Origin of the sequence: Photobacterium sp. TY1-4 (genome assembly GCF_025398175.1) — a bacterium.
Classification (GTDB): Bacteria; Pseudomonadota; Gammaproteobacteria; order Enterobacterales; family Vibrionaceae; genus Photobacterium.
On record NZ_CP099734.1, the window covers coordinates 3171709 to 3182767 of the forward strand.

Annotated in this window: 9 protein-coding genes and 1 riboswitch; of the genes, 8 read left to right on the forward strand and 1 reads right to left on the reverse strand. The window is 59.0% G+C overall.

Annotated features, from left to right (window positions below):
- Positions 1-243: 243 nt before the first annotated feature.
- The 8 genes from leuA to thiQ all read left to right on the forward strand — a co-directional run bounded on the left by leuA (position 244) and on the right by thiQ (position 9509).
- Positions 244-1794 carry a 2-isopropylmalate synthase gene (gene leuA / locus NH461_RS14585; protein WP_261601040.1) on the forward strand — a complete coding sequence of 517 codons (1551 nt, stop codon included), beginning with the start codon at positions 244-246 and terminating at the stop codon, positions 1792-1794.
- 2 nt (positions 1795-1796) lie between these two features.
- Entirely contained in the window at positions 1797-2885 is a 1089-nt protein-coding gene (gene leuB / locus NH461_RS14590) for a 3-isopropylmalate dehydrogenase (RefSeq protein ID WP_261601041.1), read from the forward strand.
- Between the two features lie 23 nt (positions 2886-2908).
- Positions 2909-4348 carry a 3-isopropylmalate dehydratase large subunit gene (leuC, locus tag NH461_RS14595; protein WP_261601042.1) on the forward strand — a complete coding sequence of 480 codons (1440 nt, stop codon included), beginning with the start codon at positions 2909-2911 and terminating at the stop codon, positions 4346-4348.
- A gap of 19 nt (positions 4349-4367) precedes the next feature.
- Complete coding sequence (gene leuD, locus NH461_RS14600) at positions 4368-4970, forward strand: 3-isopropylmalate dehydratase small subunit (RefSeq protein ID WP_261601043.1); 603 nt, start codon at positions 4368-4370, stop codon at positions 4968-4970.
- Between the two features lie 139 nt (positions 4971-5109).
- A complete protein-coding gene (locus tag NH461_RS14605; RefSeq protein WP_261601044.1) occupies positions 5110-5892 on the forward strand; it encodes a DUF547 domain-containing protein in 783 nt (260 codons plus the stop codon).
- An 86-nt stretch (positions 5893-5978) separates the two neighbouring features.
- Positions 5979-6086, forward strand: a riboswitch (TPP riboswitch).
- A gap of 138 nt (positions 6087-6224) precedes the next feature.
- Positions 6225-7178 carry a thiamine ABC transporter substrate binding subunit gene (thiB, locus tag NH461_RS14610; protein ID WP_261602923.1) on the forward strand — a complete coding sequence of 318 codons (954 nt, stop codon included), beginning with the start codon at positions 6225-6227 and terminating at the stop codon, positions 7176-7178.
- Between the two features lie 13 nt (positions 7179-7191).
- Complete coding sequence (thiP, locus tag NH461_RS14615; protein ID WP_261601045.1) at positions 7192-8781, forward strand: thiamine/thiamine pyrophosphate ABC transporter permease ThiP; 1590 nt, start codon at positions 7192-7194, stop codon at positions 8779-8781.
- A complete protein-coding gene (gene thiQ / locus NH461_RS14620) occupies positions 8781-9509 on the forward strand; it encodes a thiamine ABC transporter ATP-binding protein (protein WP_261602924.1) in 729 nt (242 codons plus the stop codon). The genes thiP and thiQ overlap by 1 nt, the downstream gene beginning before the upstream one ends.
- 115 nt (positions 9510-9624) lie before the next feature.
- On the opposite strand, the gene NH461_RS14625 is transcribed toward thiQ, so the two are convergent.
- Positions 9625-11001 carry a PhoH family protein gene (locus NH461_RS14625; RefSeq protein WP_261601046.1) on the reverse strand — a complete coding sequence of 459 codons (1377 nt, stop codon included), beginning with the start codon at positions 10999-11001 and terminating at the stop codon, positions 9625-9627.
- Positions 11002-11059: the final 58 nt, after the last annotated feature.

The following is an 11059-nucleotide window of genomic DNA, read 5'->3' on the forward strand; positions in this document are numbered from 1 at the left end:
ACGGTGAACCTGTCTATTTGGTATTCATTTGTTAATCAACTTTGTGGATATTATTGAAAACATGCAAACACGTTTTTCCCTCCTCATTAGCCTCCTCCTTATCGTGAACAATCGCGCGGGTAGCTGATGGGTGGAAAACACCACGAAGAATTCAAGAAGCCCGCGCAATAGCGCGGGTTTTTTATATCAAAAGCCGGCGCAGCGGATGCAAACACACCAGGCAGGCAACAAAAGGAAGCAGCCATGAATGATCAGGTCATAATTTTCGACACCACCTTACGCGACGGCGAGCAAGCGCTGTCCGCCAGCTTAACGGTCAAAGAAAAACTGCAAATCGCCTATGCATTGGAGCGACTGGGCGTCGATGTGATTGAGGCCGGTTTCCCTGTCTCCTCGCCGGGTGACTTTGAATCGGTCCAGACCATCGCCCGGCACATCAAAAACAGCCGGGTCTGTGCCTTGTCCCGCGCGGTGGCCAAAGACATTGATGTCGCTGCCGAATCCCTGAAAGTTGCCGAAGCCTTCCGTATCCACACCTTTATCTCGACCTCGACCATCCATGTTCAGGACAAACTGCGCCGCAGCTATGACGACGTGATCGAGATGGGCGTCGCCGCGGTCAAACGTGCCCGCCAGTACACCGATGATGTCGAATTCTCCTGTGAAGATGCCGGACGTACCCCGATTGACAACCTATGCCGGATGGTCGAAGCCGCGATCAACGCCGGGGCGACCACGGTCAACATCCCGGACACCGTCGGCTATACCCTACCGAGCGAGTTCGGCGGCATCATCACCCAGCTGTTCAACCGGGTACCGAACATTGATAAAGCCGTGATTTCCGTCCACTGCCACGACGATTTGGGCATGTCGGTGGCCAACTCCATGGCCGCGATCCAGGCCGGAGCCCGTCAGGTTGAAGGCACCATCAATGGCATCGGCGAGCGGGCCGGGAACTGTGCGCTGGAAGAGATCGCGATGATCATCAAAACCCGCGCCGAGCTGCTGGGCGTCCACACCGGATTGAAGTATGAGGAAATCTCGCGCACCAGCAAGCTGGTCAGCCAGTTGTGCAACATGCCAATCCAAGCCAACAAGGCGATCGTCGGTGCCAATGCCTTCAGCCACTCCTCCGGCATTCATCAGGACGGCATGCTGAAGAACAAGAACACCTACGAGATCATGACCCCGGAATCGATCGGCCTGAAAAACCAGGCGCTGAACCTGACCTCGCGCTCCGGCCGCGCCGCAGTGAAGAGCCATATGGACACCATGGGCTACAGCGAGAACGAGTACGACTTGGATACCCTGTACGCCGACTTCCTGAAGCTGGCCGACCGTAAGGGCCAGGTGTTCGACTACGACCTGGAAGCGCTGATGTATTTCGCCAACCTGCGCGACGAGGACGATTACTACAAACTGAACTACCTGAGCGTGCAGTCCGGCAGCGTGATGGCCACCACCAGCATCAAGCTGCAATGTGGTGAAGAAGAAAAATGCGAAGCCGCAGTCGGCAACGGCCCGGTAGACGCCCTGTACCAGTGCATCTACCGGTTGACCGGCTATGACATCGTGCTGGATAAATTCGACCTGACCGCCAAAGGCGAAGGCGAAGACGGTCTGGGTCAGGCCGATATCATCGCCAACTATAAAGGCCGCAAATACCACGGCACCGGCCTGGCGACCGACATTGTCGAAGCCTCCGGCCAGGCGCTATTGCACGTGATCAACAGTATTCACCGTGCCGATCAGATTGAGCAAATTAAACAAAAATCCCATATGGAGACCGTATAACCATGGCAGGTACTTATCAAATCGCCGTTCTACCCGGTGACGGCATTGGCCCGGAAGTGATGCAGCAAGCCCACAAGGTGCTGGACGCCGTCCAGGAGAAGTTTGGCTTCACCCTAAACTGCAGCGAATATGATGTCGGCGGCATTGCCATCGACAACCATGGCTGCCCGTTGCCGGAAGCGACCCTGAAAGGCTGTGAAGCGGCCGATGCCGTGCTGTTCGGCTCGGTCGGCGGCCCGAAATGGGAGCACCTGCCGCCCAATGATCAGCCGGAGCGCGGTGCCCTGCTGCCGCTGCGCAAGCACTTCCAGCTGTTCTGTAACCTGCGTCCGGCGCAGATCCATGCCGGCCTGGAGCGCTTCTCGCCGCTGCGTGCCGACATTTCCGAGCGCGGTTTTGACATCGTCGTCGTGCGCGAGCTGACCGGCGGGATCTACTTCGGCCAGCCGAAAGGCCGCGAGGGCGAAGGGGCCGAGGAAAAGGCATTTGATACCGAAATTTATCACCGTTATGAAATTGAGCGGATCGCCCGCATCGCATTTGAGTCGGCGCAGCTGCGCGGCAAGAAAGTCTGCTCGATTGACAAAGCCAACGTGCTGCAAAGCTCAATCCTGTGGCGCGAAGTGATTGAGGAAGTCGCCCGGGACTATCCGGACGTCAGCCTGAGCCACATGTACATCGACAACGCCACCATGCAGCTGATCAAAGATCCGTCCCAGTTTGACGTCATGCTGTGCTCCAACATCTTCGGCGACATCATCTCGGATGAGTGCGCGATGATCACCGGCTCGATGGGGATGCTGCCTTCGGCCAGCCTGAACCAGGACAAGTTCGGCATGTACGAGCCTGCCGGCGGCTCCGCCCCGGACATCGCCGGGAAAAATATTGCCAACCCGGTGGCCCAGATCCTGTCCGCCGCGCTGATGCTGCGCTACAGCCTGGGTGAAGAGGCCGCGGCCCGCGCCATTGAGCAGGCCGTCTCGCAGGCGCTGGAAGCCGGTGAGCTGACCGCCGATCTGGCCGGCACCCACCCGGCGCTGTCCACCAGCGAGATGGGCGACAAGATCGCTGCCTACACCCGCCAAGCATAATCAGAACGAGGAGCACCCGAGCAATGTCAAACACAGAAGCAAAAGCGCCGAAGACGCTTTACGAAAAAGTCTACGATGCCCACGTTGCCGTCGCGGCGGAAGGCGAAACCCCGATCCTGTACATCGACCGTCACCTGGTCCATGAAGTGACTTCGCCGCAGGCCTTTGACGGCCTGCGCGAAAAAGGCCGCAAGGTGCGTCAGGTCGGCAAAACCTTCGCCACCATGGATCACAACGTCTCGACCCAGACCAAAGATATCAAAGCCTCGGGCGAGATGGCGCGGATCCAGATGGAAACGCTGGCCAAGAACTGTGAAGAGTTCGGCGTCACCCTGTACGATTTGAACCACAAATATCAGGGCATCGTCCACGTCATGGGCCCGGAGCTGGGCATCACCCTGCCGGGCATGACCATTGTCTGTGGCGACTCCCACACCGCCACGCACGGCGCATTCGGCTCACTGGCGTTCGGCATCGGCACCTCCGAAGTCGAACACGTACTGGCAACCCAAACCCTGAAGCAAGGCCGTGCCAAAACGATGAAAATCGAGGTCAGAGGCAAGGTCGCGCCGGGCATTACGGCCAAAGATATCGTGCTGGCGATCATCGGTAAAACCACCGCCGCCGGCGGCACCGGCTATGTGGTTGAGTTCTGTGGCGAGGCCATCACCGACCTGTCGATGGAAGGGCGGATGACGGTGTGTAACATGGCCATTGAGCTGGGCGCCAAAGCCGGGCTGATCGCCCCGGACCAAACCACCTTTGATTATGTCCAGGGCCGCAAATTTGCCCCGACCGGGGCTGATTGGGATGCCGCCGTCGCCTACTGGCAAACCCTGAAAACCGACGCCGGAGCCGAATACGATGCCGTGGTGACCTTAGAAGCCAAAGACATCAAACCGCAAGTGACCTGGGGCACCAACCCAGGCCAGGTGATTGCCGTCGATGAACCGATCCCGGCCCCGAGTGATTTCGCCGACCCGGTCGAGCAGGCATCCGCCGCCAAGGCCCTGGCCTACATGGGCCTGGAAGCGGGCAAGAAGCTGTCTGATTTTGCCATCGACAAAGTCTTTATCGGCTCGTGCACCAACTCGCGCATCGAAGATATGCGCGCCGCAGCTGCCGTGGCCAAAGGCCGCAAGGTCGCACCGAATGTACAGGCGCTGGTGGTCCCGGGCTCTGAGCAGGTCAAAGCGCAGGCCGAACAAGAAGGGTTGGATAAAATCTTTATTGAAGCCGGTTTTGAATGGCGTCTACCAGGCTGCTCCATGTGTCTGGCAATGAACAACGACCGCCTGGGCCCGGGCGAGCGCTGCGCCTCGACCAGTAACCGTAACTTTGAAGGCCGCCAGGGCCGTGACGGCCGTACTCATCTGGTCAGCCCGGCGATGGCCGCTGCTGCTGCCTGTGCCGGTCACTTTGTCGATATCCGCGCGCTGGAACCAGAAGCCGCGACTGCGTAATTCAGAAGGAACGAAAGCAATGACAGGATTTAAACAACACACCGGCCTGGTAGTTCCTTTGGATGCTGCCAACGTGGATACCGATGCCATTATCCCGAAACAGTTTTTGCAGAAAGTCACCCGCACCGGCTTCGGCAAGCACCTGTTTCACGACTGGCGCTTTTTAGATGATGCCGGTAAGCAACCAAACCCGGATTTCGTGATGAACGCGCCGCGCTATCAGGGTGCCAGTATCCTACTGGCACGGGAGAACTTCGGGTGTGGCTCATCCCGCGAGCATGCCCCGTGGGCACTGGCCGATTACGGCATCCAGGTGATGATTGCGCCGAGCTTTGCCGACATTTTCTACGGCAACTCCATCAACAACCAGATGGTGCCGGTGCGCCTGAGCGACACCGAAGTCGACGAGCTGTTCACCTTCGTTACCGCCAACGAAGGCGCGGAAATCACCATAGATCTGGAAGCCATGACGGTCACCGCCAACGGTAAGCAGTACCATTTTGAAATCGACGAGTTCCGCCGCCACTGCCTGCTGAACGGTCTGGATAACATCGGCCTGACTCTGCAGCATGAGGACAAAATCGCTGAGTATGAGCGCAATATTCCGGCATTTCTGGCCTGATTACTGATACTATCCCCCTCGCCCCGGCCACCGTGCCGGGGCTTTTTTCATGGTTGCGACTTGGTTTGCCTAACCGCTGTAAGAAAACAGCGGTTCGCGGGTCTAACCTTTGAATCTCCCGGAAACTGAAGGACACCCCATGCGATCCCTGATGGCCCTGACCCTGCTGTTACTCTCGGCAAATCTGTTTGCCGCCCCAAAAGCCGATCTCTGGCCGTACTGGCAACCGCATCACGCCGCCAGCACCGTGCAGGTCGACCACAGCCGCTGGCAACAGTTGCTCGATACCTATCTCGTCACCCAACCGACCCAGACCCTGTTTCGCTACCGTCAGGTCAGCGATGCCGACCGCTACGAGCTGGGCCGCTACCTGCGCGATCTGAGCCAGCGCGATCCGCGCCAGCTCAACCGCCGCGAGCAGTTTGCCTACTGGGTCAACCTGTATAATGCCCTCACCGTCCAACTGATCCTCGAGAACTACCCGGTGAGCTCGATCACCAAGCTCGGCGGCCTGTTCAGCTTCGGGCCCTGGAATGACACCGTCATCACCATCAACGGCAAAGCGCTGACCCTCAATGACATTGAACACCGGATCCTGCGCCCGATCTGGCAAGACCCGCGCATCCATTACGTGGTGAACTGCGCCAGCCTCGGCTGCCCGGATCTTCAGCCGCAGGCCTTTACCGCCGCCAATGCCGAAACCCTGCTTGAGCAAAGTGCCCGGCGTTTTATCAACAGTGACAAAGGCGTGGCGGTGCAAGGCAACCAAGTACGCCTGTCGTCAATTTATGACTGGTACGGCAGCGATTTCGGCACCCGTGACCAGTTGCAGCGCCACCTCAACCGCTACCGGGATGGGGAACCCGTGACGCTCAACCGCGTCAGCTACGACTATAACTGGGCCCTGAACGAGGCCCGTTAACGGACGGCGGCTCCGGTCTAACGCGCCTCGCCTTTCAGTCGATCCCGAGAAACTGGCAACCCACCGCCGGGCGGATTACAATACCGGCTGTTCTCATGGGGTGCCTGAGCCCGCTCAGACTGAGACTGCCAACGCAGAACCCATTGAACCTGAACCAGATCATGCTGGCGTAGGAATTGAGATGATTTGAAGTGCCTTTGCTTTTCCAAGTCGCTGCACGATGCCGCGAGCCCTTCTCAACCCTAAGCCGCTCAACCGATTTTTTCTCTTGCAGGACGCAAGAGTATCAGGAGCGCACCGTGAAAAAACACCTGTCGATCTTAACGCTGGCGATGGCCGCCGGCTCTGCCTGGGCTGCCGACGACACCCTGACCGTCTATACCTACAGCTCGTTTGCCTCTGACTGGGGACCGGGCCCGGCGATTGAAAAAGCCTTCGAGGCCCAGTGTGGCTGTAATCTGGAATTTGTCGCCCTGGACGATGGCGTGTCCATCCTCAACCGTCTGCGCCTAGAAGGCAAAAACACCCAGGCCGATATCGTGCTGGGGCTGGATAACAACCTGATCAGCGAAGCAAAAAATACCGGCCTGCTGGCCGAGCACCAACTCGACACCAGCAAGCTGGCCCTGCCGAACGGCTGGCAGGACACCACCTTTGTCCCGTATGACTACGGCTACTTTGCCTTTATTTATGACAGCAGCAAGCTGAGCAATCCGCCGAAGAGCTTAAAAGAGCTGGTTCAGCGCGACGATCTGAGCATCATTTACCAGGATCCGCGCACCTCCACTCCGGGCCAGGGCCTGATGCTGTGGATGAAATCCGTCTACGGCGAGCAAGCCAGCGACGCCTGGCAGCAGCTGGCGAAGAAGACCGTGACCGTCACCAAGGGCTGGTCGGAAGCCTACAGCATGTTCCTCAAGGGCGAATCGGATCTGGTGCTCTCTTACACCACCTCCCCGGCGTATCACCTGATTGCCGAGAACGAAGGCAAGTATAAAGCAGCGAACTTCAGCGAAGGCCACTATATGCAGGTGGAAGTGGCTGCCAAGCTGAAAAACAGCCACAGCCAAAAACTGGCCGATCAGTTCCTGGCCTTTATCCTGACGCCGCAATTCCAGGCCGAAATCCCGACCGGCAACTGGATGTACCCGGTGATCAAACAGGACCTGCCGCAAGGGTTCGAGCAGTTGACGCTGCCGGCCAAATCGCTGGAATTTACCGCAGAGGATGTTGCGGCGAATCGACGTGGATGGATCCGTGAATGGCAACATGCACTGACCCGTTAATAGCGAGACTCTGTTGAATACCCGCGTAACCCAAGTTCTGCCCGGCCTGATCTCGGCCGGGTTCATTGTGGCTCTGGTGATCAGCGCCCTGAGCGCCCTGATCAGCCAGGCCCACGCCCTGAGCCCGTGGCTGATCTGGCAGGATCCCTACCTGCGCCATATCACCGGTTTTAGTTTCTACCAGGCATTCCTGTCCACGCTGCTCAGCATTGTCCCGGCCATTCCGATCGCCTATGCGTTCTCCCGCCGCCGGTTTCCCGGTCGTCAGCTGCTGCTGCGCCTGTTTGCCATGACGCTGGTGCTGCCGGTGCTGGTTGCCGTGTTCGGCTTGCTGGCGATATACGGTAAGAGCGGTCTGCTGGCCCAGTGGCTGGAAAGCTGGGGCGGGTCGATGCCGTTTTCCATCTATGGGCTCCACGGCATTTTGCTGGCCCACGTCTTTCTTAATCTGCCGCTCGCCACCCGACTGCTGTACCAGAGCCTGGACGGTATTCCCTATGAGCAGCATCAACTGGCCGCCCATCTAGGGATACGCGGCTGGAGCAAGTTTCGCCTGATCGCCTGGCCGCGGTTGCGCCAGCAGTTGCCGCAGGTCATCGGCCTGGTGTTCATGCTTTGCTTTACCAGTTTTGCCGTGGTGATGTCGCTCGGCGGCGGCCCCAAGGCAACCACCATTGAGCTAGCGATCTACCAGGCGCTGCGTTATGACTTTGATCTGGCCGGCGGGGCCATGCTGGCCCTGTGGCAAATGCTGATCTGCTGCGGCCTGGTGTTGTTCAGCCAGCGGTTTGCCAAGCCGTTGGCGACCCAGAGCGGCGCGACCGCACGTCCGTTGCCGCCGCAGCATGACAGCTGGCAGGCCCGGGCCTGGGACGGACTGTGGATCGGCCTGACCCTGCTGCTGGTGCTGCCGCCGCTGCTGGCCGTGATCAGCGCCGGGCTGAACCCGCAACTCCCGGGGCTGCTAAGCAACCCCGACTTGTGGCAGGCGGTCGGCACGTCCCTCAAGATTGCCTCGCTGGCCTGTCTGCTGGCATTGCTGGGCGGGGTGACGATCCTGCTGGCCAGCCGTCAGTGGCGGCTGCGCCATCACGGCCTGTCGGCCGACGGCATCGAGCTCATCGGTACCATGATCCTGGTGACGCCGGGACTGGTGCTGAGCACCGGGATCTTCCTCCTGCTGCGTCAGTTCACCGATGTCTTTGCTGCGGCCTTCTGGGTGGTGGTCTGCGTCAATGCCCTGATGGCCCTGCCCTATGTGATCAAAACCCTGAGCCAGCCGATGCTGCACATCGCCCAGCAGTACAACCCGCTGTGCCATAGCCTCGGCATGCGGGGCTGGACCCGGCTGCGGCTGGTTGAATGGCCGGCCCTGCGCAAGCCGATCGCCCAGGCGCTGGCGATGGGCTTTGTGCTGTCGCTGGGCGATTTGGGTGCCATCGCCCTGTTCGGCAGCCAGGGCTTCCAGACCCTGCCGCTGTATCTGTATCAGCTCCTCGGCAGCTACCAGATGGATGCCGCAGCCGTGGCCGCGCTGGTGTTGCTGCTGCTGAGCCTGGGCCTGTTTACCCTGGTGGAAAAATTGCTCATTCGGAATCCATGATGTTAACCCTGAACCAACTCACCCACAGTTACGTCCAACCGGGCCGCGATCACCAGCGTGAACGCACCCTGTTTTGCTTTGATTTTAATGTCGAGGCCGGCGAAATCGTCGCCCTGCTCGGGCCTAGCGGCGCCGGGAAAAGTACCCTGCTGGCGATGGTTGCCGGTTTCCTGACGCCTGACAGCGGCGAGCTGATCATCAACGGTCAGCGCATCGAACGCCAGCTGCCGTCCGAGCGTCCGCTGTCATTGCTGTTTCAGGACCATAACCTGTTTCCGCACCTGAGCGTGTTCGACAACCTCGGTCTGGGGCTACACCCCGGCCTGAAGTTGACCCATGAGGATAAAGAGAAAATCGTGGTGGCGGCGGCCCGGGTCGGGATCCAACCTTATCTCGACCGGTTGCCCGAGCAGCTCTCCGGCGGCCAGAAACAACGGGTCGCCCTGGCGCGCTGCCTGCTGCGCAACCGCCCGCTGCTGTTGCTCGACGAGCCGTTTTCTGCGTTGGATCCGGCGCTGCGCAACGAAATGCTGACACTGGTGAAAAGCCTGGCGCGTGAGCACCGCACCACCGTCTTGTTGATCACCCACAGCCCGGAAGAAGCGCTGAAGATTGCCGACCGCTGCGCCTTTATCAGCCAGGGTCAGATCCAGCTGGCCGGCCCGACCCGCGAGGTGCTGGAGAGCCCGCAACATGACGATCTCAAGCGCTACCTCGGGCGGGCTTAACCGCCCCCCCTCCCTCCCTGAAAAGCAACCCCTGAAAATCACAAGGAGCAAGGGGGTTTCCCTTGCTCCTTGACGTTCAAATCAGTGAATGAATGGCCGACCCGCGGCCGGAAAATTACAGGTTCTCTTCGGCAAATTCGGCCAGGCGACTACGCACCACGCCGTTCAGGTACACGTTGGCACTTCCCTCGAAATTCTTGAATCGCTCGACGATATACGTCAGGCCCGAGGTCACAGGAGATAAGTAAGTGGAGTCAATCTGCGCCAGGTTCCCGGAGCAGACAATTTTGGTGCCTTCCCCGCATCGGGTGATGATGGTTTTGATTTGCGAGGCGGTTAAGTTCTGACACTCATCCAGCAAGACGAAAGCATTCTGGATCGAGCGTCCGCGCATGAAGTTAATCGATTTAAACTGAATATTGGCTTTGTCATAGATGTATTTCATGGAGCCGTCAGTACATACGTCATTCTTGTGCAGGGCTTCCATGGTGTCGGTCACGGCCGCCAGCCACGGCATCATTTTCTCTTCTTCGGTCCCCGGCAGGAATCCGATCGATTCGGCGATCTCCGGCGTGTTCCGGGTCACGATGATCTTGTCGTACATCCCTTTCTCAATCACCTGCTCCAGGGCTGCCGCCATGGCCAGGATGGTTTTCCCGCAGCCCGCCGGGCCGGTCAGGATCACCAGATCGATATTCGGGTCCATCAGCGCATCGAGTGCCATGCCCTGGTAGATGTTTTTCGGATGGATCCCCCAGGCCTGCCGATGCATCAAGCGCTCCTGGCCGATGTCTTTCACCACTACGTCCTTGCCGTCGACCGACTGGACCCGGGCCGCGAAATCCGTGCCCTCGTCATACAGGTACTGGTTCACAAACGGGGTTTCGAACAGCTCCGCCGGTAAGGTATGCAGCGTCGAACGCCCCTCAGCTTTCGACTGGCATTCCCCGACCCGCTCCCAGAAGTTGCCCGGGAACTGATAGAAGCCCTTGGTCAGCAGCCGGACATCATCGATCAACTGATCCGAGCGATAGTCATCGACATGATAGACCCCGGCGCCCTTGGCCCGCAGCCGCATGTTGATGTCTTTGGTGATCAGCACCACCTGGCGCGGCGCATAGTCGGCCTGGAGAAACAGCACCCCGTTCAGGATCCGGTTGTCCCCGGCCTTGTCGGCAAAAGCGTGGACGGTTTCAGTCACCTCGTAATCGGCAAAAATGGCAATCGTCCCAGTGCCCTCACCATCTTTGGATAAAGGGATCCCGGCGGAGATCTCTTCCGGGGTAGCATCGTGGAAAATGTCTTCCAGCGCCCGAATCGCAATCCGGGCATCCCGGGAGACGTCACGCTTGCTATCCTTGATTCGGTCCAGCTCTTCCAGCACGGTCATGGGGATGACCACGTCATGCTCTTGAAATGAATATACGGCGAGGGGCTCATGAAGCAGAATATTTGTATCGAGTACAAACACTTTCCGATCAGTGTCGTCCATAGATACCTCCTTGGTAACAGTCTGACGGCAACTGTTGTGCCGCTATTTTCAGCGTACG